The organism is Micromonospora sp. NPDC005203, assembly GCF_042872705.1.
Taxonomy (GTDB): Bacteria; Actinomycetota; Actinomycetes; order Mycobacteriales; family Micromonosporaceae; genus Micromonospora.
The window spans coordinates 12,395-37,035 of record NZ_JBIAKV010000014.1 but is presented as its reverse complement, the minus strand read 5'-3'; the positions used below and the strand labels follow the sequence as shown (position 1 = coordinate 37,035).

Genomic DNA, 24,641 nt, shown 5'->3' with positions numbered 1-24,641 from the left:
CCACCGCGGTGCACCACCGCCGTGCACCACCGCCGTCGACCGTGAGGAGTACGCATGGCAGTACAGACCGGACTGGGCGAACCGCGCGGTCCCTGGTTCATCTCACCCCAACTCGACCCGGACGGGCGCGGGTGGTGGGACACGCCCGAACGCGACCCGGGCGAGCGAAGGCCACGACGGCTGCTCGCCGCACTGGCCGTGGTGGCGCTCTCCGCCGTCTCGGGGGCCGTCGCCGGGGGCGTGGTGGCCGCCCGGGACGGGGCGCCCGGCCCGGCTGCCGCGTCCGCCGCCCCGGTGCCGGCCGAACTGGTCACCGCGGCCGAGAAGACCGTACCCGGGGTGGTGTCGGTGTTGGCCGGTGGTACGTCGGCCGGGTCCGCGACCGGCTCGGGCTTCGCGGTGGACGACCAGCAGCACCTGATCACCAACGACCACATCCTGGCCAAGGGTGGTGGCGGGCCGGTGACCGTCGAGCTGCCCGACGGCCGCCGGTTCGCCGCCGAGGTGGTGGGCCGGGAGCCGCGCAGCGACCTGGCGGTGCTGAAGGTGCCGGCAGCGGCCGGTCTCACCCCGTTGCCCATGGCCAAACCGGGTGCGACCCGGGTCGGTGAATCGGTGCTCGCGGTGGGCTCGCCACTCGGCCTGGCCGGAACGGTCACCGCGGGAATCGTCAGCGCGTTGGACCGCGAGGTACGGCTGGGCAACAACCGGCACCGTGCGGTGCAGACCGACGCGTCCATCAACCCCGGTAACTCGGGAGGGCCGCTCGTCAACGCCCGCGGGGAGGTGGTCGGAGTGAACACCGCCATCGCCACCATCGACGGGAGCGGCTCGATCGGCATCGGGTTCGCCATCCCGATCGACCAGGTGCAGCAGACCGCCGACACGATCATCGGCAAGGGCGGCTGACCTGCCCGGACAGCCGCCCGCGCGGCCAGTGTCGGATATCCGGCCGGACCGCATCGGGCTATGGAAATATCACTGTCGGTATGAATACTGGCGGAGGTGGAGCGTCCTCTTCTCGCGGTCCTCCTGCTGGTGGGCCTGGTCATCGGATGTGCGGTGGGGTCGGCGTACGCCCGGGCGCGACGCGGGTGGAACGACTACCAGACGGTCCGGAAGTCGGTGCCGGGCGCCCGTCGAGGCGCCTGGTCGCTGATCCGTGGGGTCGCCGTGAAGGCCGGGGTGATCGCGCTCCTGCTCTTCGGCGCGGTGGCGTACGCGGCGGTCGGCTCCGACGAGGAGGCCGCCGGGCCGGCACCCAGCCAGTCGCCCACGCAGAGCAAGACCCCGCACCGATGACCCCTGGCAGGTCGCCGCGGGTTAGCCTCGGGGCGTGGACGACGGACTGCGGGTGACCGATCGGTGGATCGTTCCCGCCGGGGAGCTGCGGGAGCGGTTCTCCCGCTCGTCGGGGCCGGGTGGGCAGGGTGTGAACACCGCGGACTCCCGGGTCGAGCTGAGCTACGACCTGGCCAACTCTCCGGCCGTGCCCGAGTGGCTGCGGTCCCGGGCACTCGCCCGGCTGGCCAACCGCCTGGTCGACGGGGTGCTGACGATCGCTGCCAGTGAGCACCGCGCCCAGCTGGCCAATCGGGAGGCGGCCCGCGAACGCATGACCGCGCTGTTGCGGGAGGCCGCCGCACCCCCGCCGCCACCCCGCCGGGCGACCCGCCCGTCCCGTGGGGCCAAGGAGCGCCGGCTCGCCGAGAAGAAGCGCCAGTCCCAGCGCAAACGCGACCGCCGCGCCGACGACGACTAGGACCAACGCCGTTCAGCGGCCACGGCGTCTTTCTCATCAATACCAACGCCTGCGCCCTCACCGTCACCACGGGCCGGGGTGGCTGGTCGAGGGCACGACGCCGGCCCGTCACACCACCTGCCGGCCAAGCTGATCAACCCATCCGGGGCGCCTTCCGGCCGTCAGCCACGACGGCCGGAAGGCACACGGCGCCTACCAGCTCAGGTGACCGGACTCGTCCGTGAAGGTACCCGTCGGGCCGTCCGCGTCGAGGGTGGCCAGGCGTACGACAGTCTTGGCGCTTTCCGTAACCGGCCGCCCGATCCCGAACGCGGCGGTCATGTCGGTGGCGGTGGTGCCGGGTTCGAGGGCGTTGAACTTGATGCCCGGGTGGATCTTGGCGTACTGGACGGTGAGCATCGTGGCCGCCGCCTTCGACGCCGAGTACAGCGGGAGCGGCATGCCGTACTCCGGCCGGTCAGGGTTGGTCACCACCCAGAAGGACCCCATGCTGCTCGATAGCGTGACGACCCTGGGGTTTGCGGACTTGCGCAGCAGCGGCAGTGCGGCCTCCGTGACCCGGACGATCCCGACCGCGTTGGTGTCGAACACGCGCAGGGCTGTCGGTCCGTCGACGGCACCGGCGCCAAGGATGCCCGCGTTGTTCACCAGGACGTCGAGCCGGCCCTCGGCCGCGTCGATGATCGCGAGCGCCGTGTGCACCGAGGCATCGTCGGTGACGTCGAGTTGCACGAATCGGGCGCCGAGCGCCGCCGCGGCCCGCTCCCCCCGCTCGACGTCTCGGGCGCCGACGTACACGGTGTGGCCGAGGTCGAGTAGCTGCTTGGCGGTCTCGTGGCCGAGGCCCTTGTTCGCGCCGGTGATCAGCGTGATGGTCATGTCTCTCCCTCGAAAGGCATTTTCGTACCGGTCCGTTGCACCTTCTACGGTAGCAAGATTTGTACCGATCGGTCCGTTAGTCGCGTCACGTTCTGTACCGTTCGGTAAGTTGGCGGCCATGAGCGCTCCAGCCATCGGACAACCGGGGGCCTTCGACGGACCAGAGGGTCCTCGAGTGGCGGAGGAAGGCGAGGTTCCTGACCGTCCTACGGCGACAGACTCTGGCTCCGCCCGAAACCCGGACCGCCGCGACCGCCGCAGCGCCAGCCTCGGGGAATCGGCCCGGTGTAGCTCATCCAGAAGTCGATGGCGGTCGCCCGCGGGCGGGGCGCGAGCGCGGTGTCGTGCCCGAACTCCATGACTTGTCCGGGCACCCGCCCCACGGTGGGCAAGTGCGGCAGTCCGGTCGCGCTCGGGTCGCCCTTCCCGCCGAGGTGATCCAGTACGCGCTCATGTGCTCGCGCGGTCAGTAGTCGGCCCGCCCGTAGTGAGGGCTGCCGTCCTTGCCCAGATTGTCGTGGCTCGCGTCATGACCCGGTCGCTCTCGGCGCGCAGCGACTCGAGCACCCGCTGCGGCGACCCGCCCGGATGCAGGTTCAGGAACGTCGGCGCCTGGGTGCCGCACTCCTCGCGTACCGATTTCTCGTCGGGTGCGGATTCTCGTCGGGCGGGTCGGCCAGGGCGTGCAGGTCAGGAGGAGCTCACGGCCGCCAGAAGAGCATGGTCTGGTCGACGATCTCGTCGAGCTCGGCGTGGTCGAGACCGTTGACGGCCTGCACTGTGAGACCGAACGCGATCGTCGTGATGTATCGGCTGAGTCGCGTCGCGTCGGCGTCGCCCGGCAGGTCGCCCTCGTCGACGGCGCGCCGGAAGCGCTCCTCGACCAGCGCCCCGCTGGCGTTGCGCCACTGGACCAACACGTCGTGCACGATCCGACTATCGTCGCACGACGGCAGCGCGCCCTGCACCGTCAGACATCCCCCGAAGCCTTCCGGAAGGGTCGAGGTGCTGGCCGCGCCGCGCAGGATCGCTTCGGCGGCAGCTCGCGCGGTCGGCTCGGCCAGCGCACTGTCGAGGTAGTTGCCCGGACCCTCGACGTAGCGCTGCAACGCCTTGCGGAACAGCTGCTCCTTGTTGCCGAAGGCCGCGTACATGCTGGTCTTGGTGATGCCCATGGCACGAGTCAGGTCGATCAGGCTCGCGCCCTCATAGCCCTGCCTCCAGAACACCTGCATGGCGCGTTCCAGCGCCTCGTCAGTGTCGAAGCCGCGGGGACGGCCGATGACTGTGCTGCGCGTACCACCCATAAACGCATCGTACTCCTCGGTACAGAAGTTGCCGATCCTTTCCATGCCGATCGGTATCCATCGTTCTAGGCGCCACCTCGCGGGCGCGCGGCGGCGAGCAGCATCCCGCCGCTGATCGCCGCGATGCCACCGGCGATCAGCGGGGCGGAGGCCCGGACGCCGTCCACGAGCAGACCGCCACCGATCGCGCCCAAGGCGATCGCAAGCTGGAAGACGGTCACCATCAGCCCGCCCACCTGTTCGAGCCGCGCGGGTTCGGCCCGGACACCCCACGTCTGTGCGGTGGTCGGAACTCCGCCGAAGCCGAAGCCCCACAACGCGGCAGCGACGAACAACCCCGCCGTCGAACCCCCGGTGGCGACGAGGGCCAGCATGCCGACGCCGGCCACCCCGGGAAAGACCAGGGCGGCGATCCGCAGCGAACGGTCGACCAGAGAGCCACTTGCCGCAGTGCCGAGAACGTTCGCGATCCCATAGACGAGCAACAGCACGGTGAGCCCACCGGGGTCGATCCCGGACACGTCCTCGGCTGCGGGCCGGATGTAAGTGAACCCGGTGAACTGGCCGGCCGCGATCAGCAGGATCGCCGACAGTCCGGCCACGAGAACTCCCGAGCGCAAGGTGGAACCGAGAGCTCGGAGCCCGCTCGACGACGCCGACGCGACGCGCGGCAGCACGAAGCCCTGAGCCAGAAGAGCGAGCGCCGCGGCAGCGGCGGCGAGCAGGAACACCTCCCGCCATCCCCACAGCTCACCGAGCCCGGCGCCGAGGGGGACGGCCACGATGGTCGCCACCGCCGGACCCGCGTTGACGACGGTCATGGCGCGGCCGAGGTGATGACTCCGCACAAGCCGCGCCGTCATCGCGATCGCCAGCGCCCAGAACCCGCCCACCGCCATGCCGGCCAGCAAACGGCCGACGAGCAGGACGGCGAAATTGGGTGCCACGACGACGACCAGGTTGGCGAGCACGGCGACGGCCATGAGGCCGAGGATCACATGACGCCGATCCGCTCGCCGCAGGGCGACCGGCAGGAACAGTCCCGCGAACCCGGCGCCGATGGCGGTTACCGTCACGGATTGCCCTGCGGTGCCCTCGGTCACGCCGAGGTCCTCGGCGATGCGCGGCAACAGGCTGGCCGGCAGGAATTCCGCCATCACGAGCGCGAACAATCCGAGGCTCAGCGAGACGACTCCGGCCCACGAGGAGGGCGGAGCTGGCCGGTGGGAATCCGGCGCGTCGAGCGCCTTTGTGTCAGACATCGCGACCTTCCTAGCTGCGGCACCCGGCTTTGCCTGCTGACGGCTGTTCCGACAGCGGCCGGCGCAGGAGGACAACCGCACCGCCACGAGTTCCATTCCGTTCGGTACAGAAGTTTAACCAGGCCAGACTTTCAGTGGCCAACGACACCGTCATCTGCGGCCAGAACGGTGAAGCTCGTCCTCGCGACGGGGTCAACTCAAACCTCACCGTCGAGGCCCCCAGCGGAAGAAGTGGGCGGCGGCCGCGAACGCCACGACGACCCCGGCGAACGTGGGCGCCAGCAGAAGCAGGGGATCAGCGATGGCCACGCCGCCATCCCGGGCGTTGACGACTGGATCCAAGGCCGTTCGCCCGCCGCTACCGTCACCGTCCGGGTGATGGCAATCTGATCAGCCAGCGGAGCTCCAGGTTCAGGGGCGTCCTAGAGTGATCGCCCTTTATGCCGGAGCTCCGCTGCTCTACGTCCTGGACACGCCTTGACACCACGCCTAACCGCCTAACCGAACGGCGTTGCGACTAGACCGGGACGGCGGCGAGCAGTCGGTCGCGCAGCACGGCGGCCCGCTCGGCGAATCCGCGCTGCGCGGCGGCGTACTCCGCCCGCCCGTCGGCGGTCTCCACCCGCACCGCGGGGTAACCAAGTGCCGCCAGGTCGTACGGGCTGGCCCGCATGTCCAGCGTGCGGATGTCCCGGGCCAGCTCGAAGCAGTCCGCGACCAGTTCGGACGGCACCAGCGGCGACAACTTGTAGGCCCACTTGTACAGGTCCATGTTGGCGTGCAGGCAGCCCGGCTGCTCGTGCGCGTGCTGCGTCTCCCGGGTCGGGGTGAGCAGGTTCAACGGCCGGGCCGGCGGCGTGAAGAACCGGAACGCGTCGAAGTGGCTGCACCGCACGCCCCGCTCCTCGACGACGGCGGCGGTCCGCTCCGGGGTCAGCCGCAGCGGCCAGGCGTTGTGCCGCACCTCCTCGTGGGTCTGCCGGTAGACCATCGCCCACTCGTGCATCCCGAAGCAGCCGAAGTGCGGCGCCCGCCCCGCGGTGGCCGCCAGCAGGGAGCGGATCCAGGCGATCAACTCGCCGCGCTGCGCGCGTACGCCCTCGGTGTCGAGGGTGACCCCGGCGGTGGTGGCGCGGTAGTCCCGGCCGAACTCGGCCGGATCGGCATCGCGCAGCTCGACCCCGGCGCCCGGATGCCAGCGACGGAGCTGGGCCGGGCGGTGCGAGTAGTAGGTGAACAGGAAGTCGGCCACCGGATGCCGCTCACCGCGCCGTCGGCGGGCCAGGTGCGGGGTCAGCCAGACGTCCGCCCGCTCCTCGTGGGCGCGCCGCCGGGCCTGCCACTGCGCCACGTCGAGCACGGCGGGGGCGAGGGCGGCGGTCACGCACCCCAGGGTACGACCGCCGCCCGTGCACCGGGTCAGGGCATGTGCACCCGCACACCCGCGGAGAACACCCCACTGCGCAGCTCCAACTGCTGCGGCGGGTCCCGTCCGTCGACGGTGAAGACCAGCGGCAGCACCATCCGACTGCCCGCGGCCATCGGGTCGGCGAAGATGTCCCGACCCAGATTGGCCGCCCGGGTGGCCGACTCGTCGGTGCTCACCCAGCGCCCACCGGGCAGGTACGCCCGTTGCAGTTGGCCGTGCCAGGGTTGGTGGTCCCCGGTGACGTTGCGGACACCCACGGTGGCCTGGCAGCGCCGGCCGTTGGCCGGCGCGGCACCTCCGCCGTCGCCCCCACCGGCGGTGCCGGGCGCTCCGCACGACATCCGGTACACGGTGAACTCGAACGCCGACTCGCGAAGGGGCACCCCCACCGGCCCGGTGACCCCGGTCCCCGTCCACGCGCCGCTGGTGGGCTGCTTCTGCGTGTCGATCGCCGAGACCCGCCGGGTCGCCGTCCAGCCCGCGGTGCCGACGACGCCGGCGAGTACCGCCACGGCCGCACCCACCAACAACCAGACCGGCGGGGTACGCGGACGCCGCGTCGCACCCGGAGCTGCCGGGCGCGGGTAGATCGTTCCGCGACCACCGTCGGGGGGTCCGCCCCGGCTGGCGAGCGCGGTGGCCGTGACCCGGCCCGCGCGCCGACGTCGCCACACCCACACCAGAGCGGCGCTGATCAGCAGCAGGACCGCCAGTCCGGCGAGCAGCACCGGGTACCGGCGCCACGGCGGCGCGTCGGTGACCTCGGCCGCAGGGGCGGCCGCCGCGTTCCAGGTGGCCGTGGCGCAGTCGTACGGCCGGGTGCCGTCACTCGTGAACGCGCAGGCCGGCGCGGTCAGTGGCCGGCCGGGCGCGGTCGTGGCGAGCGCGGTGCCCAGCGTGGCGCTGGTGTGTGCCGGCAGTCTCAACCGCCAGGTCACCTCGGTGCTGGACCCGCCCGCCTGGGTGGACCGGCCACCGGCGCTGATCGCGGTCGGCGACGACCCGGGCGGCAGCTCCTGCCGCACGGTGGTGTCCACCGGTGCGTTGCCCACGTTGCGCACCTGGATCCGGTACTTCGGTGCGGGGCTGCTCTCCGGCGCGACCGCCACCGTGACCTGCTGCGGGGGCGCCGACGCGGGCGCCCGGGACGGTGGCGCCACCGCCGGTGGCGCCGACGGCGGGGTGGGCTCGGCGGACATCCACGCGACCACCGCGACCGGTGGGTGCGCGGTCCGCGCCGGCGCGGCCGTCGGCACCCCGGTCGGCGCGGCGCTCGGTCGGGTCGCGCCGCCCGGTGGTCGTGCGGTGGCGTCCGGTGGTCGCGAGGTGGCGGCCGGCGGTCGGGCCGTCGCGGCCGGTGGTCGCGGCGCGGCCGACGCCTCCGGCGCCGCTGCCGGCAGGGCCGGCACGGCGGCGAGGATGCCGAGGCAGTGCACGAACACTGCGAGGGCTCTGTGGTGTCGTGTCGATGCAGGCATACGAACGAACCTCCGGAGCCGACGCTAGGGGCGCGCTGCCTCCGTGCGGGTACGAAGCCGCGAACCCCACCCCGGTCACCTTCAGCCCCGGTATGGTGCCGCGCTGACGGGTTGCGCACACCCGACGGCCGGTCCTGGCCGGTCGAGGGGGCGGCGGGGCTAGATTGGCGGGGTGCGTATCGCTCGTTTCGCCCATGCCAAGGGAATGTCGTTCGGAGCCGTCGAAGGCGAACCAGAGGCCGGGCCGCAGGGCCTGACCATCGCCGAGATCGAGGGCCACCCGTTCGGCAACCTCTCCTTCAGTGGGGCCCGCTGGGCCCTCTCCGACGTCCGACTGCTCTCGCCGATCCTGCCCAGCAAGGTCGTCTGCGTCGGCCGCAACTACGCCGACCACGCCGCCGAACTCGGCAACGACGTGCCCAAGGAGCCGCTGCTCTTTCTCAAGCCCTCGACTTCGGTGATCGGCCCCCGGGACGCCATCCGACTGCCGATCTTCTCCAAGCAGGTCGAGCACGAGGCGGAGTTGGCGGTCGTCATCGGGGCGCCGGGCGCGCGCCGCGCCGACCGGGCTGCCGCCGAACGCGCCATCTTCGGCTACACCTGCGCCAACGACGTCACCGCGCGGGACCTCCAGCGCTCGGACGGGCAGTGGACCCGGGCCAAGGGCTTCGACTCCTTCTGCCCGATCGGCCCGTGGATCACCACCGGACTGGACGTCTCCGACGTGGAGATCCGGTGTGAGGTCGGTCGCAACCCGGAGGAGATGGAGGTACGCCAACTCGGCCGCACGAAGGACATGGTCTTCGACGTGGTGGGTCTGGTGTCGTACATCTCGCACGTGATGACTCTGCTGCCCGGCGACGTCGTTCTCACCGGCACTCCGGCCGGGGTTAGCCCGCTCGTCGAGGGGGATACGGTCACTGTGCGGATCGAGGGCATCGGCGAGCTCACCAACCCGGTGGTCCCCGTCGCCTGATCCGTCGGATGCCCCTGTTTTCGCAGCTCACAGGCGTTTCGGGGGGATCCGATTTGGCCTGCTGGCACCGGGAGGGTAAAGTTCACCCCCGGCACCGCAAGGGGCCAATGGGGTATGGGGTAATTGGCAGCCCGACTGATTCTGGTTCAGTTAGTCTAGGTTCGAGTCCTGGTACCCCAGCGCTGCTGGAATTCGCGAGAGTTCCAGACGCTGGATTCTGACGAAGTTCGGCTCCGTCCCTTCGGGGACGGAGAGTGGTCTTCGGTAGAGTGCAGCTCCTCCGCCCGCCAGGGTGGGGGAGCAAGAGTTAGTTCTGGCCCCGTCGTCTAGTGGCCCAGGACGCCGCCCTCTCAAGGCGGTAGCGCCGGTTCGAATCCGGTCGGGGCTACACCGTGCGCAGCCCGTCTCACCATGTGAGGCGGGCTGTTTCGTTTCTCCGCGCCGCCCGCTGTGCCCCCGCACCCCGCGATCATGCCGGTGCGACGGTGCCGCTAGACTACAGCCGTACCGCCCGCGAGGGCGGTGAACGGAAAAGTTCTGGCCCCGTCGTCTAGTGGCCCAGGACGCCGCCCTCTCAAGGCGGTAGCGCCGGTTCGAATCCGGTCGGGGCTACAACACCCAAAGCCCGTCCCGCCAACGGCAGGACGGGCTTTCCCGTACCCCCCACCCCCACCCCTCCTCTGCCTCGGTGATCAAGAGCTTTGCGTCACCGCCTCCGGCGTGTCATGACGCAAACCTCTTGATCACCCGCGGGTGGGAGCAGAGGGGCCGGGTGGGAGCAGAGGGGCCGGGTGGGAGGGGAGGGGCCGGGTGGGGTGGGGTGGGGTGGGGGTTAGAGGCCGGATAGGCGTTGGCCGGCTCTTACTACGGCCATGGCGTGGCGTTCGCCGGGGCGGCGACCCAGGCGCTCGATCGGGCCGGAGATGCTCACCGAGGCGATCACCCTCCCGGTGCGGTCACGGATCGGGGCGGAGACGCTCGCCACACCGGCCTCCCGCTCGGCGACGCTCTGTGCCCAGCCACGGCGGCGTACCTCGGCGAGCGTGCGGCCGGTGAACTTGCTGCGCGGCAGTAGCGGCATCACCGCCTCCGGCGGCTCCCAGGCGAGCAGGATCTGCGCCGCGGAGCCGGCCGTCATCGGCAGCACCGAGCCGACCGGAACGGTGTCCCGCAGGCCGCTGGCGCGCTCCGCCGCGGCCACGCAGATCCGCTCGTCGGCACGGCGCAGGTAGAGCTGTGCGCTCTCGCCGGTGGCGTCGCGCAGCGCGGCCAGCAACGGCTCGGCGGCGGTCAGCAGAACGTCCGGTGCGGCATTGGCCAGCTCGCCGAGGCGGGGGCCGGGGCGCCATCTGCCCTGGGTGTCCCGCACCAGCATCCGGTGTATCTCCAGGGCCTGGGCCAGCCGATGTGCGGTGGCTCGGGGCAGCTTGGTGCGATCGACGAGTTCGGCCAGGCTGGCGCCGTCGACGCAGGCGGCCAGGATGACGACCGCCTTGTCGAGAACGCCGACACCGCTCATACTGTGTCCCACAAGCCGAAACTTACCTCCCAGAATTTAGGATGTCCAGATGGTGGGAGTCACTCCTGAGCCGAGGACCCTGGCCGAGAAGGTCTGGGACGCGCACGTCGTACGGTCCGCCGCTGGTGAGCCGGATCTGCTCTTCATCGACCTGCACCTGCTGCACGAGGTGACCAGCCCGCAGGCGTTCGACGGGTTGCGGCTCGCCGGTCGCCGGGTGCGTCGTACCGACCTGACCCTCGCGACCGAGGACCACAACACCCCGACCGGGTACGCCGACCCGGCGTTCCGCCTGCGCCGTGGTGACCTGCTCACCATCGAGGACCCCACGTCGCGTACGCAGATCGAGACGTTGCGGCGTAACTGCGCCGAGTTCGGGGTGCGGCTGCACCCGCTCGGCGACGACAACCAGGGCATCGTGCACGTGATCGGCCCCCAGCTCGGTGTCACCCAGCCGGGCATGACGATCGTCTGCGGTGACTCGCACACCGCCACCCACGGCGCGTTCGGCGCGCTGGCCTTCGGCATCGGCACCAGCGAGGTGGAGCACGTGCTGGCCACCCAGACACTGCCGCAGAGCCGGCCGAAGACGATGGCCGTGAACGTCACCGGGCGGCTGGCCCCGGGCGTCACCGCCAAGGACCTGGTGCTCGCGCTGATCACCCAGGTCGGCACCGGTGGAGGGCGCGGGCACATCGTCGAGTACCGCGGTGAGGCGATCGAGACCCTCTCCATGGAGGGGCGGATGACCATCGCCAACATGTCCATCGAGTGGGGCGCCAAGGCCGGCATGATCGCGCCGGACGAGACCACCTTCGCGTACCTCAAGGGTCGGCCGAACGCGCCGCGGGGCGCGGACTGGGACGCGGCGCTGGCGTGGTGGCGGACGCTGCCCACCGACGAGGGCGCGAGCTTCGACGCCGAGGTGACCCTGGACGCCAGCCGGATCACCCCGTTCGTCACCTGGGGCACCAACCCGGGTCAGGGGGCGCCGCTGAGCGCGCCGGTGCCGGACCCGGAGGACTTCGTCACCGACTCGGAGCGCACCGCCGCCCGCCGCGCCCTGGAATACATGGACCTGCGCCCCGGCACCCCGCTGCGCGAGCTGCCCATCGACGTGGTCTTCGTGGGGTCCTGCACCAACGGCCGCCTGGAGGACCTGCGGGCCGCCGCCGACGTGCTGCGGGGCCACCAGGTCGCCGACGGCGTTCGGATGCTCGTGGTGCCCGGTTCCGCAGCCGTCCGGGAGGCCGCCGAGGCCGAGGGGTTGGACAAGGTCTTCGCGGACGCCGGGGCCGAGTGGCGGTTCGCCGGCTGCTCCATGTGCCTGGGCATGAACCCCGACACGCTGAAGCCGGGCCAGCGCTCGGCCTCCACCTCGAACCGCAACTTCGAGGGCCGTCAGGGCCGGGGTGGGCGTACCCACCTGGTCTCCCCGCCGGTCGCCGCCGCCACCGCCGTGGCCGGCCGACTGGCCGCCCCCGCCGACCTGTAGAAGGGACCGAGGAGATGGACAAGTTCACCACCCACACCGGCACGGCCGTGCCACTGCGTCGGTCCAACGTGGACACCGATCAGATCATCCCCGCCGTGTACCTCAAGCGGGTGACCCGTACGGGCTTCGCCGACGGGTTGTTCAGCGCGTGGCGGGAAGACCCGACATTCGTTCTCAACGATGAGCGCTATTCCGGCGCGTCGATCCTGATCGCCGGTCCGGAGTTCGGCACCGGCTCCTCCCGGGAGCATGCCGTCTGGGCACTGCGGGACTGGGGCTTCCGCGCGGTGGTGGCGCCGCGCTTCGGCGACATCTTCCGCGGCAACGCCCTCAAGGAAGGTCTGTTGCCGGTCGAGCTGGAATTGAAAGCCGTCGAAGAGCTGTGGGACCTGATCGAGTCGGACCCGACCACCCCGGTGACCGTCGACCTCACCGCCCGTCAGCTCCGCGCCGGGGACGCCAACTGGTCGTTCCCGCTTGACGACTTCAGCCGCTGGCGGCTGCTGGAAGGCCTCGACGACATTGGACTCACCCTCCGCAACGTCGCCGACATCGACTCCTACGAGGCCCGACGACTGCCGTTCCTGCCCTCCGTGGCATAGCCGTACGCCCGGGCCGCACAGCGGATTCCACCCCCATCGGTCCGACCGGTGGGGGTGAATCCGTTACGACACAAGGGCTTTTTTCTACCGAATGTTTGTGTCCCGGCAGCACAGGGCATAACGTGCGCGCAGAATGGCTCGCGAAGAGTCAGTTGCACAATCGGGAGGAAGTCGTGAACAAGGCCGAGCTCATCGAGGCGCTCGCCGTTCGCCTGGGGGACCGGAAGACGGCGACGAACGCCCTAGAGGCGGTCCTCACCGAGGTCCAGGCGGCGGTCACCAAGGGCGAGAAGGTGGCGATCACCGGATTCGGAGCGTTCGAAAAGCGTGTGCGTGGTGCGCGAACAGCGCGCAACCCGCGTACCGGCGAGGCGGTGAAGGTCAAGAAGACATCCGTCCCGACCTTCCGCCCCGGCGCCGGGTTCAAGGAGATGGTGGCCAGCGGCAAGGTGCCGAAGGCCACGGTGGCGACGAAGAAGGCCGCCACCACCACCACCGCCACGGCCAAGACGGCCGGCACCAAGGCGGCGGGCACCAAGACGACAGGCACCAAGGCGGCGGGCACCAAGGCCACCGCGGCCAAGACGGCCGCCAGCAAGAAGACCGCCCCGGCCAAGGCGAGCAAGACCACCACGGTGACCAAGACGGCCGCCAGCAAGAAGACCGCCCCGGCCAAGGCGAGCAAGACCACCACGGCGACCAAGACGGCCGCCAGCAAGAAGACCACCGCCGCGGCGAAGAAGACCACCGCGGCGACCAAGTCGACCGCGGCGAAGAAGACCACCGCGACGGCGAGCAAGAGCACGGCGGCCAAGAAGGCGCCCGCGAAGAAGGCTCCGGCCAAGAAGGCGGCCAGCAAGCGCTGACCGACCAGCTCCGAAAGGGCGTCCACCCGTGGGTGGATGCCCTTTCGGCGTACGGGAGACCGTTGACCCGGTCGGCGCGCTCGCGCAGAATCGCCGTGCCGGTCCCCTCCGCCGGCCCCGCCGACACCGAAATGGGGCACCGGTGCGCTACCGCCAGGTCACCACCGGGACGCTCGCGCTGGGCGTCATCCTCCTCATCGACGTGCTGCGCGTCTGGCTGCCCGGCATCATCACCATCTTCGGTCAGGCGGCGTCCACCCCGGCCGAGCTGATGGGCGCGTTCGCCCTCGGCTGGTTCGTGCTCGCGCTTGGCGCACCCGCGGTGGTTCGCCGGGTCGGCGCCCGCCCGGTCACGGTCGTCGCCGCCGTCGCGCTCGCCGTCGCCCGGCTCGCGCTCACCGCCGCCCCCGGCGGGCGTACGCAGCTCTGGCTGGCCACCGCCGGGCTGCTCGCCGGGCTCGTCTGGTTGGTCGGCGTCGCCACCGACACCGACCGACCGGTCCCGGGGCTGGCACTGGGGTTCGCGGTCAACGCGGCCCTGCACGCGGTGCTGGACACCGTCGATCTGGTCTGGCGGGGCGACTGGGTGGCCTGGCTGCTCAGCTCCGCCGCGGTGGCCCTGTTCCTGTTCGGTACGGCGCGGTTCGGCGGCGGGGACGGTGCGGCGCGGTTCGGCGGCGGGGACGGTACGGCGCGGTTCGGCGGCGGGGACGGTGCGGCGCGGTTCGGCAGCCGGGCGGGCGTCGGTGGGGTTCGGGCCTGGCTGCTGGCCGGACCGGCGCTGCTGCTGGCCGGAATGGTGGCGCTCTCCCCGGCGCTGGCCGAGACCGGAATGTCATACCTGCAGGTCGGTGGTGAGGTGGCGCGCTCGCCGCTGTTCGGCATGGCGCCGGTGCCGGTGGCGGTGGCGGCGTTCCTGTGTACCGCGTTGACCCGACCGCAGCGGTGGAGCCGAGTGTACGGGCCGGTGGCGCTGGTGGCCGGCGCCGTCCTGTTCGCCCTCGACCAGGGTGACCTGCTCCTTCCCGCCATTCTTCTCGCCGCCGTCGGTCTCGGCGCCTGCCTCGCCCGCACCGACGACGCCAGCCTCCCGACGAGCGACACCGCCGCCGGTCTCGCGGACGGTGCCGGTCTCGCGGACAGTGCCGGTCTCGCGGCTGCCGCCCCGGCTGACGGTGCCGGCGATGAGGGAGTCGACAGGCGGTGGGCGGCTCGCCGGGGGTACGCGGCCGCCGCCGGCATGCTCGTCTTCGCGCTGGGTGCCGTCGGGTACTACTCCGCCTACGACCTCGGCTACCCCAACGCCTCGGTGCCCGTGCTGGTGGCCCTGCTGGTCGCCGTGGTCGCGTTCGCCGCCCGTCCCGTGGCCGACCCGACCCCCGGGCCGTTCCCGCCGCTCCGGGCCGCTGGCGCGGTCACCGCGCTGGCCCTGCTGGCGCCGGTGCTCGCCGACGAGGTGCCGGTCGCCAGCAACCGGGAGGGTCCACCGGAGCGGCTGACCGTGGTGGCGTACAACATCCGGATGGGTTTCGGGCTGGACGGTCGGTTGGACCTGGCCGGGCTCACCGACGCCGTCGACGGACAACGACCGGACGTGGTGTTGCTCAGCGAGGTGGACCGGGCCTGGCTGCTCAACGGTGGGCACGACACCCTGGACCTACTGGCCGACCGGCTCGGCATGTCGTACGTCTTCGGGCCGGCCGCCGACCCGGTCTGGGGCGACGCGGTGCTCAGCCGTTGGCCGGTCACCGATCCGCGGACCCTTGCCCTGCCGGCCGTCGGGGCACCCACCGGCGCGCAGGCGCTCGCCGTCACGCTTGACCTCGGTGACGGCGTCCGCACCGCTGTGGTGAGCACCCACCTGCAACCTCCACCCGGGCGGGGTCCGGTGGTCCAGGCCCGCGCGGTCGCCGACTTCGCCACCGGGTACGCGGCCGGCGGGCCGCTGGTGGTGGCGGGTGACCTCAACACCGAGCCGGGCGACGAGGCGTTCGGACAGTTCGAGGCCGTGGGCCTGGTCGACGCGTTGGCGGCTGCCCGGCCACTGGCCACCAGCCCGGCGGACGACCCGCGTGAGCAGATCGACCACGTCTTCGTCTCGCCCGGCCTGACCCCCAGCGACCCGGTGGCGCCGCGTAGCACGGCCAGTGACCATCTGCCGGTGGCGGTGACCCTGACCCTTCCGCCCCGGTGACGGACGCGCTGGAGTAGCGGCGATCGGTGGCAGCGCAGCAGGGTGGTGCTCGGCGTGTCGAGTTGCTTGACCGCCAACGATCGAGGGTGCGCGGTGCGACGCGGGCGCTACAGGCGGTCGGCGGCGAGCAGCCGGTCGCCGCCGAAGGCGAGCAGCCAACCGCCGCCCTTGGGGGTGCTGAAGTCCTCGTCGGTGCGGCCGGTCAACCGTTGCAGGGCACCCGGCAGCACCTTGCCCTGGCTGCACACCGCCGCCTGCCCACCGGCGGTGGCCAACTCCAGCAGCCTCGCGGCGGTGGCGAGGATCTGCTCGTCGGCCTGCTGGCCGGGCTGTGGCTCGTCCAGGTCGCCGCAGATCTCGATCGGCAGGTCGAGCAGCGCGGCGGCCGGGTCCAGTGTCTGCACGCAGCGTCGCGGTGACGCCGACACCAGCCGGGCCGGTCGGATCAGGGCCACCAGATCAGCCAGCGCGGCCGCCTGCGCCCATCCCTTGGCGTCCAGGGGGCGGCCGACGTCCGGGCCGGACCAGGTGGCCCGCTTACCGGCGTGCGCGTGCCGGACCAGCGCGACAGTCGCGGTGACCGCCGGCAGCGCGGCGAACGCCGCCAGCACCTCGGCGTCGTGCGGGTAGCTGACCAACTGGATCGCGTCGTCCACCGCGAGCCACCGAATGTCGTCCACCTCGGTGTTCGGTTGGAAACCGCCGCGGGCCACCGCGAGCATCGACCAGTAGTCGACGAGCTTGTCCTGCCCCTCGCTGCGGTACCGCACCGACGGCAGCCGCACCTGCGGTACGCCCCGGACGTCGGCCTCCTCGGCGACCTCGCGTACGGCCGCGGCCAGCGCGTGCTCACCCGACTCCAGCTTGCCCTTCGGTAGCGTCCAGTCGCCGTAGCGGGGGCGGTGCACCACGCAGACGCGTACGCCCTCGGGGGTCGGCCGCCAGGCCACCCCGCCCGCCGCCCGGATGCCGATCACGGCAGCCAACTGGTCCGCCGCCGTCGGGTGGCCCGGCGCCAGGCGGCCGGGAAGAGGTCCCGCATCCGGCGTACCGACAGGCGTTCCCGCTCGGCCAGCCGCCCCGCGGTGACCGCCAGCTCGTGGTCGTCCGGCCGCTCGGCGGCGATCTCCAGCCAGGTGTCCGCCGCCACTGCCGCGTCCTGGTGCTCGCCGAGCACGTCCTGCACACCGGCCAGGGCGCGGGACAGCCGGCGCGCGCCCCTGCCGACGGTCGTCGCCACCGCGTTCACCGCGTACCGGGTCTGTTTGCCCTCCTTGCGAACGGCGTGCCAGCGCTCGTCCGGCGACTGGGCGTCGAGCCCGTCGACGCCGTCCGGCCCGGTCAGCCGCCGCCAGGGCCGGGCCACCAGCGCGGGCAACGCCTCCGCCGCGGGCGCAGCCGCCGCGCGGGTGAGCCGGGGCGCGCGGGCGGCCAGCACCAGAGCGTCCACCAGGGCCAGGTAGCGCGGGCAGCGCATCGCCTCGTCGATGGCGGCGAGCGCCTGCCCCTGCCGTTGGGCGAGTACCTCGTCCAGCCGGTCCACCGCGCCCTGGTCGAGAGGGCTGAGCGGATCGGCGCTGGCGGTGTCCCGCAACCGCTTGCGCAGCACCTCGGCGTCGCGGGCCGCGCCGAGGACACCGGCCAGCCACCGCAGCTCGTCGCGCAGCGGGCGGGACCAGGTCTTGCGGATGAGCGGCTTGAAGGTGCGCAGATCACTGCGCAGGCGTCGACAGGCCACCCGCATCTGGTGCACGGCGGTGTCTCCACCGCCGGCCGGGGCGCGCAGCCGGACCAGGGGGTCGTGCGCCAGCAGCCGGCGGATCTCCTTGCGGACCGCTTCGGTCACCACGTCGCCCGCGCTCGCCTCGGCGGTCAGCCCGGCCGGCGCGACCAGGTCCGGATCGGCCTGCGCCGTCGCGCCCAGCGCCCGTACGTGCTTCGGGGTGAACGACCCGCCCTGGGCGCCCGACTCCCGCAGCACCGCCCCGACGCGGTCGAGCAGCTCGCGGTCGCCGCCCTTGCGTTCCACCTCCAGCTCGCGGAACGTCTCGGTGGTGGCGCCGGAGTCGTCCAGCACGGTCACCCGGTCGTCCACCACCTCGGCCAGCACGGTGCCGGCCTTGTCGCACACCTCGTACGCGTGCCGGACCGTCCGCACCACCGTCACCGGGGCCAGCGGCGCACCTCGGTGCAGGACGGTGACCAGCTCCACCAACTCCGGTGGTGGCTGCCCCTTCGGCCCCGGGCGGGAGATCTCGTGCCGGACGCCCGGCGTCCCGGTCGGCAACTTCACCGTCCAGGGCAGCTCGTCGCCCTTGCGGTGACGCAGTGAGGCGCCGGCGCGGGCCAGCCGCAGGTCGACGGTGTCGAGATAACGGGCGACGAGCGTCACCGCTGGCAGCGCCCGGACCCGACCCCCGGCCGGGGCCGTGGCGGCCAGATCCGGCAGCACGTAGGCGTCGTCCACCTCGTATTTCTGCTCCTCCTCGACCATCAGCCCAGCCTATGCGTTGATCGGTCAGCCGGCCGTGCCACCGACGCGGCGCAACAGCAGTTCCTGCAGATGCGCCCGGGCGTTGTCGTCGGCGCTGGTCCGCCGGGTCCAGCTGCCGTCACCGGCCAGCTCGAACGCGTCCACGTCGGGGCTCATCGCGGCCGTGAGCACGTGATCCAGCTCGGCTCGGGCGATCGGGTCGGTCACCTGCACCAGCGCCTCCACCCGACGGTCCAGGTTGCGGTGCATCAGGTCGGCCGAACCCATCCAGAACTCGGCCTCGCCGTTGTTGCCGAACCGGAAGACCCGCGAGTGCTCCAGGAAGCGGCCGAGGATCGAGCGGACGCGGATGTTCTCCGACAGCCCGGGCACCCCGGGACGCAGCGTGCACATGCCCCGGATGAGCAGGTCGACGTGGACGCCGGCCTGGGAGGCCCGGTACAGCGCGTCGGTGATCCCCTCGTCGACCAGCGAGTTGACCTTGAACTGGACCAGGCCGGGCATGCCCAGTCGAACGTGCGAGATCTCCCGCTCGATCCGCTCGACGAGCCCGCTGCGTATGCCCTGCGGGGCGACCAGCAACCGCCGGTACGCGGTCTGCCGGCTGTAGCCGGTGAGGACGTTGAACAGGTCGGTGAGGTCCGCGCCGATCTCCGGGTCGGCGGTGAGCATGCCGAAGTCCTCGTACAGTCGGGCGGTCTTCGGGTGGTAGTTGCCGGTGCCGATGTGGCAGTAACGGCGGATCTGGTTGCCCTCCTGGCGGACCACCAGCGCGGTCTTGCAGTGCGTCTTCAGGCCGACCAGGCCGTACACCACGTGGCACCCGGCGCGTTCCAGCGTGCGGGCCCAGCCGATGTTGGCCACCTCGTCGAAGCGGGCCTTCACCTCCACCAGCACCACCACCTGCTTGCCGGCGGCGGCCGCGTCGACCAACGCGTCGACGATCGGGGAGTCGCCGCTGGTGCGGTACAGGGTCTGTTTGATGGCCAGCACGTTCGGGTCGGCGGCCGCCTGCTCGATGAAGCGCTGCACGCTGGTGGCGAACGAGTGGTACGGGTGGTGCACCAGGATGTCCCCGTCGCGCAGGGTGGCGAAGACGCTGCGCGGCACCTCGCCCTCGGCGAGCCGGGGGTGGGTGGCCGGCACGAACGGCGGGTCCTTGAGGTCCGGCCGGTCGGCCTCGCCGTAGACCTGCCACAGCGCGGACAGGTCCAGCAGGCCGGGCACCCGCAGGACGTCCTGGTCGTCCATGTCCAACTCGCGGACGAGCAGCTCCAGCACGTGGTCGGAGATGGACGCGGCCACCTCCAGGCGCACCGGCGGGCCGAACCGCCGCCGGGCCAGTTCCCGTTCCAGGGCCTGCAACAGGTCCTCGTCGCGGTCCTCGTCGACCTCCACCTCGGCGTTGCGGGTGACCCGGAACAGGTGGCACTCGACCACCTGCATGCCGCTGAACAGCTGGCCCAGGTGCACCGAGATCAGGTCCTCCACCGGCAGCATCCGCACGCCCGGCTGGTCCCGGTCCACGCGGACGAAGCGGGGGACGTTGTTGGGCACCTTCACCCGGGCGAACAGCTCCGAACCGCCATCGGGGTCGCGAACGGCCACCGCCAGGTTCAGCGAGCGCCCCGAGATGTACGGGAACGGGTGCGCCGGGTCCACCGCGAGCGGGGTCAGCACCGGGAAGATGTGCTCCCGGAAGTAGGTGCGCAGGCGTTCCCGCTCCGGGTCGCCCAGCTCAGCCCAGCGCAGGATGCGGATGCCCTCGTCGGCCAGCCTGGGCAGCACATCGTCGACGAAGCAGGCGGCGTGGCGGGCACCCAGTGCCCCGGTGCGCTCGGCGATCAGCTCCAACTGGGTCCGCAGCGGCAGCCGGTCCCCGCCGCGTACGGGCAGGCCGGCGGAGAGCCGCCGCTTCAGCCCGGCGATCCGCACCATGTAGAACTCGTCCAGGTTGCTGGCGAAGATCGCCAGGAACTTGGCCCGTTCCAGCAGCGGGGTGCGCGGGTCCTCGGCCAGGGTGAGCACCCGGGCGTTGAAGTCGAGCCAGGACAGCTCCCGGTTGAGGAACCGGTCCTCCGGCAGCGGCGTCGGCGGCGTGTCGTCCTCGGCCTCGTCGCCGGCGCCGGTCGGCAGGTCGTTCGGAAGGACCTGGTGGACGCCCCCGGCGGTCGGGCCGGTGGCCTCGACGGTCGGTCCGGGGTCGAGGACCTCGTCCAGCCCGGACGAGGCGGCGCCGGGATCGTCGGCGAGGGTGTCGGCGCGGGCGGCGCCGGCCCGTTCGGCACGGGTCGGGCGGAAGCGGCCGTCGGTGCCGCGCGTACGGGAGCCGTTGCGGAGGTCGGTGGCGGGCGGGTGGGCCGGGTGCTCGCGAGGGGTACTCACCCGCTCATAATCACCCGATTACGGTTAACGCAAAATGAACTTGGGCTCGCCGGCTCAGATCATCGTCGGCAATGTCACCCGGACGACCTCTCCGTCGGGATCGGTGTCGATGCGAACCCGCTGGCCGAGCCGGAGCAGCCGCAGCCCGGAGGCGTCGAAGGCCCGGGCGGGGAAGCGCATCTCGGTGCCGTCGTCGAGCAGCAGGACACCGCTGCGCGTCGCCGCGTCATAGCTGGCCACCGTGCCCTGCATGCTGGCACCGTACACCCGGCGGTCAGCCCGGGCGGGTCAGCCCGCCGAGCGGGCCGGGCGGTCGGCGGTGACCAGCGCGGCGGTGTTCGGCCCCAGCCCGAGCCGGGCGGCGGCGGTCAGGTCCGCGGCGGTGTCCACGTCCCGGCGCAGGCTGGGCCAGTCGCCGCTGAGTGGCAGCGCCCCGCTCGCCGTGTGCGCGAGCGCCGAGCCCACCCCGAAGCGGGGGTCCAGCGGTACCGCCGGCGGCGCGGTGAGCAGCACGGTGCCGGTGCCCGGCGCGTCGGGCACGAAACGGCGTACCACCTCTCGCCCGTTCTGCGCCGCGAGCAGCGCCCCGGCCAGCTCGGCCGGGCGCAGCGCCGGCAGGTCCGCCGTGAGCCCGGCCACCCACCCGGTGGTCGTTCCGGCCGCGCCGTGCCGGAACGCGGCATTCAGTCCGGCGGCCGGCTCGTCGGGCAGCACCCGCGCGCCGGCGGCCCGCGCCGCCGCCGCCACCCGGTCGTCGTCGGTCACCACCAGGGCCTCGGCGACCGCCGGGCAGGCCAGCACCGCGCGGAGCGTGTCGGCCGCCAGGGCCAGCGCCAGCTCCTCGTGGGGTACGCCCGGCAGAGCCCCCCGCAGCCGGCTCTTGGCCGCCGCCAGATGCTTCACCGGCACCACCACGGCCCACCTCGGCTGACTCACGCCCGCAATCCTGCCAGCCCGACGGCGGGACCCTCGCTGGCCGTACCGGGGGCGAGCAGGCATGATTTCCGCTGCGGGTGTCGCGGGCGGGGTTTCGCGGCGGGTTGGGGCGCGACGAGGAGGCAGAGTGGCACGGCGGAGGCTGGGGTTCTGGCAATGGTTCGCCGTGGGGCTGGTGAAGCCGGTGATGACCGTCTGGACGCGGCGGACCTGGCGTGGCCAGGAGCACCTTCGACGCGACGGCGGCATGATCATTGTCGCGAACCACATCTCGCACGCCGACCCGCTGGTCTCCGCGCACTTCATCTACGACTCCGGGCGCTGGCCGCAGTACCTGGGCAAGGCCAGCGTCTTCCGGGTGCCGGTGGTCGGGTGGATCCTGCACCGGTGCCGGCAGATCCCGGTCGAGCGGGGCAGCGCCGACGCCGTCCGCTCACTGGACTCCCTGGTCGCCGCGCTCGACCAGGGAGGCGCCGTGGTGATCTACCCGGAGGGCACCACCACCCGGCAGCCCGAGCTGTGGCCGATGAGAGCCAAGACCGGTGCCGCTCGGCTGGCCCTGGCCACCGGCGCTCCCGTCGTACCGGTGGTGATGTGGGGACCGGAGCGGCTCTTCGACCCCCGGACCAGCCGCGTCAACCCGCGCCCCCGGATTCCGGTGACAGTTGTCGCCGGGGAACCGATCGACCTGAGCCGGTGGGCGGATGCCCAGCCGACCCGGGTCACCCTCGAGGAGATGACGGACACCATCATGTTGCGGCTGCGGGACATGCTCGGCGAGGTCCGCGGCGGCACCCCGCCGCCGCTGTGGGAGCGACCGGCCCGGTCCTCCGGCGGGCGCGAGCAGCAGGGCGAAGCGGCGTGAACGGGCGAAGCGTCAACTCCGGCACCGGGGCCGCCCCGACGCGCTCCGGAGCGGTCGCGTGAGCGGCCACGTCGCCGTGCTCGGTGCTGGCTCCTGGGGCACCGCGTTCGCCAAGATCCTCGCGGACGCGGGGCGGGACGTGACGGTGTGGGCCCGTCGCGCGCCGGTCGCCGAGAGCATCCGCACCGAGCGCCGCAACCCGGAGTACCTGCCCGGTGTGCTGCTGCCGGCTCGGGTCACCGCCACCGCCGACGCGGCCGAGGCGATCACCGGCGCCGAGGTGGTGGTGCTGGCCGTGCCGTCGCAGACCCTGCGCGGCAACCTCGCCGAATGGGCCGGTCACCTGCACCCCGACTCGACCCTGGTGTCGCTGATGAAGGGCATCGAACTCGGCACCACCAAACGGATGAGCGAGGTCATCGTGGAGACCGCCGGGGTCGCCGCGGACCGGGTGGTCGTGGTCTCCGGCCCGAACCTGGCTCCGGAGATCGCCGCCGAGCAACCCGCCGCGACAGTTGTCGCCGGGACGAACAGCCACCGCACCGTCCTCGTGCAGTCGTCGATCCGGACGCCCTACCTGCGCCCGTACACAAACGACGACGTGATCGGCTGTGAGCTGGGCGGGGCCGTCAAGAACGTGATCGCCCTGTCGTACGGCATCGCCACCGCGATGGGTTTCGGCGACAACACCCGGGCCATGCTGATGACCCGGGGGCTGGCCGAGACGGCCCGGTTGGGCGTGGCACTCGGCGCGGACCCGATCACCTTCGCCGGCCTCGCCGGCATGGGTGATCTGGTCGCCTCCTGCTCGTCCCCGCTGGCCCGCAACCGCACCTTCGGTGAGCATCTGGGCCGCGGGGAGACGCTGGAACAGGCCCAGGCCGCCACCCGGCAGACCGCCGAGGGCGTGAAGAGTTGCCTGGCGATCCGAGACCTGGCCCGGGCGCACGGTGTGGAGATGCCGATCACCGAGCACGTCGAGCGGATCTGCCACGAGGGGATGGACCCGCGCCTCGCCGTGGACACGCTGATGAGCCGGACCGCCAAGCCCGAGTCGTACGAGTGAGGAACCAATGAGCGAACTGGGTGACGGCACCCGCTGCGTACGCGCCGGCCTGCCCGAGCCGGCGCCGGGGGACCCGTTCCTGCCCGGCCCGGTCTTCGCCGCGCCGTACCACCTCGACCCGTGGCAGGGCCAGGGCGAGTCGCCGAACGGCTACGGCCGCCCGGACAACCCGACCCGGCGGCTGCTGGAGGCGGCCGTGGGCGAGTTGGAGGGTGGGGACTGCCGGGTCTTCGCCAGCGGCCAGGCCGCCATCACCGGGGCGCTGCTCACCCTGCTGCGCCCGGGGGACACCGTGGTGCTGCCGGCCGACGGTTACTTCCCGGTCCGGGCGTTCGCCACCTCCGTGCTGGAGGCGATCGGCGTGCGGGTGCTCTTCGTGCCGACCGTCGGGCCGTACCCGTCCTTCGAGGGGGTCCGGCTGGTACTGGTGGAGACTCCGGCGAACCCGGGCCTGGACGTGGTCGACGTGGCCGCCCTGGCCGAGCGGACCCACGCCGCCGGCGCCCTGCTCGCCGTGGACAACACCACGGCCACCCCGCTCGGTCAGCGCCCGCTCGACCTCGGCGCCGACCTGGTGGTGGCCTCCGGCACCAAGGCGCTCACCGGTCACTCCGACCTGCTGCTGGGCTACCTGGCCAGCCGGTCCGCCGAGGTGATCGACGCGGTGACGCTCTGGCGTACCGGCACCGGGGCCGTCCCGGGCGCGTTCGACGCCTGGTTGGCACACCGGTCGCTGGCCACCCTCGACCTGCGCCTGGCCCGGCAGAGCGCGAACGCCGCCGCCGTCACCGACCTGCTCGCCGGCCGGTCGGACGTGACCGGGCTGCGCTGGCCGGGGCGGCCGGACGACCCGGCGTACCCGGTGGCCTCGGCGCAGATGCGCCGGATGCCCGGGGTGCTCTCCTTCGACCTGGGTACCGCCGACCGGGTGGGCCGCTTCGTCGAGGCCGCCCGGCTGGTGGCGGCGGCGACCTCCTTCGGTGGCCTGCACACGACCGCCGACCGGCGGGCGCAGTGGGGTGACGACACCGCTCCCGGCTTCGTCCGGTTGTCCTGTGGTGTCGAGGACACGCCCGACCTGGTGGCCGACATCGCCGCCGCCCTGGACGCGGCCGGACCGCTCTGA

The 24,641-nt window shown here is 72.4% G+C and carries 22 protein-coding genes and 3 tRNA genes; 14 read left to right on the top strand and 11 right to left on the bottom strand.

Annotated features, from left to right (window positions below; all coding sequences use genetic code 11):
• The first annotated feature begins 54 nt into the window (after positions 1-54).
• The 3 genes from ACFYPM_RS25940 (at position 55) to arfB (ending at position 1,762) form a co-directional block, all read left to right on the top strand.
• Entirely contained in the window at positions 55-909 is an 855-nt protein-coding gene (locus ACFYPM_RS25940) for a S1C family serine protease (RefSeq protein WP_387201919.1), read from the top strand.
• 96 nt (positions 910-1,005) lie between these two features.
• The gene (locus ACFYPM_RS25935) at positions 1,006-1,302 is read left to right on the top strand and encodes a hypothetical protein (RefSeq protein WP_357250584.1); all 297 of its coding nucleotides are present in this window, start codon (positions 1,006-1,008) and stop codon (positions 1,300-1,302) included.
• A 34-nt stretch (positions 1,303-1,336) separates the two neighbouring features.
• Positions 1,337-1,762 (top strand): alternative ribosome rescue aminoacyl-tRNA hydrolase ArfB, encoded by a 426-nt coding sequence (arfB, locus tag ACFYPM_RS25930; protein WP_387201915.1) that lies wholly within the window; start codon positions 1,337-1,339, stop codon positions 1,760-1,762.
• Positions 1,763-1,954: 192 nt separating this feature from the next.
• Here arfB and ACFYPM_RS25925 read toward each other — a convergent pair whose 3' ends face one another.
• The 5 genes from ACFYPM_RS25925 to ACFYPM_RS25905 form a co-directional block, all read right to left on the bottom strand.
• Positions 1,955-2,641 carry an SDR family NAD(P)-dependent oxidoreductase gene (locus ACFYPM_RS25925; RefSeq protein WP_387201912.1) on the bottom strand — a complete coding sequence of 229 codons (687 nt, stop codon included), beginning with the start codon at positions 2,639-2,641 and terminating at the stop codon, positions 1,955-1,957.
• Positions 2,642-3,342: 701 nt separating this feature from the next.
• Complete coding sequence (locus ACFYPM_RS25920; RefSeq protein ID WP_387201909.1) at positions 3,343-3,993, bottom strand: TetR/AcrR family transcriptional regulator; 651 nt, start codon at positions 3,991-3,993, stop codon at positions 3,343-3,345.
• A gap of 20 nt (positions 3,994-4,013) precedes the next feature.
• Positions 4,014-5,297, bottom strand: coding sequence for an MFS transporter (locus ACFYPM_RS25915; RefSeq protein ID WP_387201906.1), 1,284 nt, complete (start codon positions 5,295-5,297; stop codon positions 4,014-4,016).
• 430 nt (positions 5,298-5,727) lie between these two features.
• Positions 5,728-6,594 (bottom strand): 3-methyladenine DNA glycosylase, encoded by an 867-nt coding sequence (locus ACFYPM_RS25910; RefSeq protein ID WP_387201903.1) that lies wholly within the window; start codon positions 6,592-6,594, stop codon positions 5,728-5,730.
• Positions 6,595-6,629: 35 nt separating this feature from the next.
• Complete coding sequence (locus tag ACFYPM_RS25905) at positions 6,630-8,117, bottom strand: hypothetical protein (protein ID WP_387201900.1); 1,488 nt, start codon at positions 8,115-8,117, stop codon at positions 6,630-6,632.
• 172 nt (positions 8,118-8,289) lie between these two features.
• Between ACFYPM_RS25905 and ACFYPM_RS25900 the strand changes: the two genes are divergently transcribed.
• The 4 genes from ACFYPM_RS25900 (at position 8,290) to ACFYPM_RS25885 (ending at position 9,705) form a co-directional block, all read left to right on the top strand.
• Entirely contained in the window at positions 8,290-9,093 is an 804-nt protein-coding gene (locus ACFYPM_RS25900) for a fumarylacetoacetate hydrolase family protein (protein WP_357250563.1), read from the top strand.
• 108 nt (positions 9,094-9,201) lie between these two features.
• Positions 9,202-9,273: transfer RNA gene (locus ACFYPM_RS25895), tRNA-Gln, on the top strand.
• Positions 9,274-9,408: 135 nt separating this feature from the next.
• Positions 9,409-9,481, top strand: a tRNA-Glu gene (locus ACFYPM_RS25890).
• Between the two features lie 151 nt (positions 9,482-9,632).
• Positions 9,633-9,705 (top strand) — tRNA-Glu (locus tag ACFYPM_RS25885).
• Positions 9,706-9,925: 220 nt separating this feature from the next.
• Here the strand turns inward: ACFYPM_RS25885 and ACFYPM_RS25880 are convergent.
• Positions 9,926-10,612 carry an IclR family transcriptional regulator gene (locus ACFYPM_RS25880; RefSeq protein ID WP_110562481.1) on the bottom strand — a complete coding sequence of 229 codons (687 nt, stop codon included), beginning with the start codon at positions 10,610-10,612 and terminating at the stop codon, positions 9,926-9,928.
• A 49-nt stretch (positions 10,613-10,661) separates the two neighbouring features.
• Between ACFYPM_RS25880 and leuC the strand changes: the two genes are divergently transcribed.
• The 4 genes from leuC (at position 10,662) to ACFYPM_RS25860 (ending at position 15,769) form a co-directional block, all read left to right on the top strand.
• Positions 10,662-12,107 carry a 3-isopropylmalate dehydratase large subunit gene (gene leuC / locus ACFYPM_RS25875; RefSeq protein ID WP_387201896.1) on the top strand — a complete coding sequence of 482 codons (1,446 nt, stop codon included), beginning with the start codon at positions 10,662-10,664 and terminating at the stop codon, positions 12,105-12,107.
• 14 nt (positions 12,108-12,121) lie between these two features.
• The gene (leuD, locus tag ACFYPM_RS25870; RefSeq protein ID WP_357250557.1) at positions 12,122-12,709 is read left to right on the top strand and encodes a 3-isopropylmalate dehydratase small subunit; all 588 of its coding nucleotides are present in this window, start codon (positions 12,122-12,124) and stop codon (positions 12,707-12,709) included.
• Positions 12,710-12,882: 173 nt separating this feature from the next.
• Positions 12,883-13,575 (top strand): HU family DNA-binding protein, encoded by a 693-nt coding sequence (locus ACFYPM_RS25865; protein ID WP_387201892.1) that lies wholly within the window; start codon positions 12,883-12,885, stop codon positions 13,573-13,575.
• A gap of 142 nt (positions 13,576-13,717) precedes the next feature.
• Positions 13,718-15,769, top strand: coding sequence for an endonuclease/exonuclease/phosphatase family protein (locus tag ACFYPM_RS25860; RefSeq protein ID WP_387201889.1), 2,052 nt, complete (start codon positions 13,718-13,720; stop codon positions 15,767-15,769).
• 107 nt (positions 15,770-15,876) lie between these two features.
• On the opposite strand, the gene ACFYPM_RS25855 is transcribed toward ACFYPM_RS25860, so the two are convergent.
• Genes ACFYPM_RS25855 through cofC form a run of 5 tightly spaced genes read right to left on the bottom strand, consistent with a single transcriptional unit; the run spans position 15,877 to position 21,584 of the window.
• The gene (locus ACFYPM_RS25855; RefSeq protein WP_387201886.1) at positions 15,877-16,755 is read right to left on the bottom strand and encodes an NUDIX domain-containing protein; all 879 of its coding nucleotides are present in this window, start codon (positions 16,753-16,755) and stop codon (positions 15,877-15,879) included.
• Positions 16,743-18,263, bottom strand: coding sequence for a CHAD domain-containing protein (locus ACFYPM_RS25850; RefSeq protein WP_387201883.1), 1,521 nt, complete (start codon positions 18,261-18,263; stop codon positions 16,743-16,745). The genes ACFYPM_RS25855 and ACFYPM_RS25850 overlap by 13 nt, the downstream gene beginning before the upstream one ends.
• 24 nt (positions 18,264-18,287) lie before the next feature.
• Positions 18,288-20,648, bottom strand: coding sequence for an RNA degradosome polyphosphate kinase (locus tag ACFYPM_RS25845; protein ID WP_387201880.1), 2,361 nt, complete (start codon positions 20,646-20,648; stop codon positions 18,288-18,290).
• Positions 20,649-20,702: 54 nt separating this feature from the next.
• Entirely contained in the window at positions 20,703-20,900 is a 198-nt protein-coding gene (locus ACFYPM_RS25840) for a cold-shock protein (RefSeq protein WP_030335323.1), read from the bottom strand.
• A 36-nt stretch (positions 20,901-20,936) separates the two neighbouring features.
• The gene (cofC, locus tag ACFYPM_RS25835; protein WP_387201877.1) at positions 20,937-21,584 is read right to left on the bottom strand and encodes a 2-phospho-L-lactate guanylyltransferase; all 648 of its coding nucleotides are present in this window, start codon (positions 21,582-21,584) and stop codon (positions 20,937-20,939) included.
• 127 nt (positions 21,585-21,711) lie between these two features.
• On the opposite strand from cofC, the gene ACFYPM_RS25830 reads away from it, so the two are divergent.
• Genes ACFYPM_RS25830 through ACFYPM_RS25820 form a run of 3 tightly spaced genes read left to right on the top strand, consistent with a single transcriptional unit; the run spans position 21,712 to position 24,641 of the window.
• Complete coding sequence (locus tag ACFYPM_RS25830; protein ID WP_387201874.1) at positions 21,712-22,449, top strand: lysophospholipid acyltransferase family protein; 738 nt, start codon at positions 21,712-21,714, stop codon at positions 22,447-22,449.
• 58 nt (positions 22,450-22,507) lie between these two features.
• Positions 22,508-23,515 (top strand): NAD(P)H-dependent glycerol-3-phosphate dehydrogenase, encoded by a 1,008-nt coding sequence (locus ACFYPM_RS25825; RefSeq protein WP_387201871.1) that lies wholly within the window; start codon positions 22,508-22,510, stop codon positions 23,513-23,515.
• Positions 23,516-23,522: 7 nt separating this feature from the next.
• The gene (locus tag ACFYPM_RS25820; RefSeq protein ID WP_387201868.1) at positions 23,523-24,641 is read left to right on the top strand and encodes a cystathionine gamma-lyase; all 1,119 of its coding nucleotides are present in this window, start codon (positions 23,523-23,525) and stop codon (positions 24,639-24,641) included.